General features: G+C 38.2%; 1 protein-coding gene and 1 pseudogene. One reads left to right on the plus strand and one right to left on the minus strand.

Features of this window, described 5'->3' with window-relative positions; translation table 11 throughout:
* On the minus strand, nucleotides 1-714 hold a 714-nt coding region (locus tag LD39_RS20760), incomplete at its 3' end, for an O-antigen ligase family protein (protein WP_035553278.1).
* Between the two features lie 231 nt (nucleotides 715-945).
* On the opposite strand from LD39_RS20760, the pseudogene LD39_RS20765 reads away from it, so the two are divergent.
* Nucleotides 946-1224: pseudogene (locus tag LD39_RS20765) on the plus strand (hypothetical protein); the annotation flags it as partial.

Consider the following 1224-nt stretch of genomic DNA (forward strand, 5'->3'; position numbering starts at 1 on the left):
CACATAGCTGAATACGATAATGATGGAGGCGCCAAGTACAGCAAAGTAACTTACCTTCGTACCAATTAAAATGGAGACGATCGCTAGGAATAAAACAGGAATGAAGTAATACCACTGCTTGAAGGACTCCATTTTCTTCAAGCTGTATAAGTAAACGAGCGGAAAGCTGACGGCTACGATCGAGCTGATTTCATTTCCGGAGAAAAACCAGCCCTTGAACCCGAATTTTCCATATTCATACGTATTGGAAGCTGTTCCTGTTAAAATCGAGACAAACATCGTCAACGAAATGATCAGCATGGCAATCGTAAGCGACTTTAAAATATCGAGCTTCGTCTCGTTCATTCGGTCTTTGTTCGTGAATAACAAGAGATATGCACAGAACATGACAATGAAATAAAGCGTCTTTGCTAAGAATTGAAGCTCTAAAAACGGTTCGAACACGGGCTTGTCAAAGAAATTATAAACAAGGCCGATTCCAACGGCTGCGAAGAGAATCAATAAATAAGGAATGACGTACTTTTTGTATGTACTTGAGTTTCCAAAGAAAATAAAGAGTAAAGAAAGGCCCATGAATAAAACACGGACGATAATTCCGACAGTCAGACTCGAATCGAGCTGTCTAATGGAGAAAAAAGTAAGGATGTCGAGAACGGGTTGTACTATAATAAATAAGAGAAGAAGCTTCTTATACATTTCTTGATTCATCGTCATTAATAAAGCACCTCTGAGTCGTTGTTCAATTAGCAATTGACATAGTGAAGTATAAACCATATTCCAGACCCTGTCTATAAATGTTGGAAATTGTAATAGAGTCGTAAACACTTGGAATATCAACGTTTATGGGGCTAATGCTTGAACAAAATTCATATAGAGACGTATAATGAATACTTAATTCGGACATTATAAAAAATTTAGCTGACAAATAGATAAGGAGTTGGAAGTATGGGTTGGATCAAGAAGTTACGGATCCGCTTAATGGAAAAGATACGAAAGACAAATGCCCTCGATTATTATCAATCCTATAAAGAGAACCAGTGGAAAGATCAGCAGGAGTTGATTCATGAACAAAATGAGAAGGTCTCTGCCTTGATCAAGCATGCGTACGAAAACGTTCCTTTCTACAAGGAGTACATGGAGGAGCATAACCTCGCTCCAGCTTATTTTCAGACGACGAAGGATTTAGAAAAACTTCCCATCGTCGGAAAAGTAGAATTGAAACGT

Origin of the sequence: Halobacillus sp. BBL2006, from assembly GCF_000786645.1 — a bacterium.
GTDB lineage: Bacteria > Bacillota > Bacilli > Bacillales > Halobacillaceae > Halobacillus.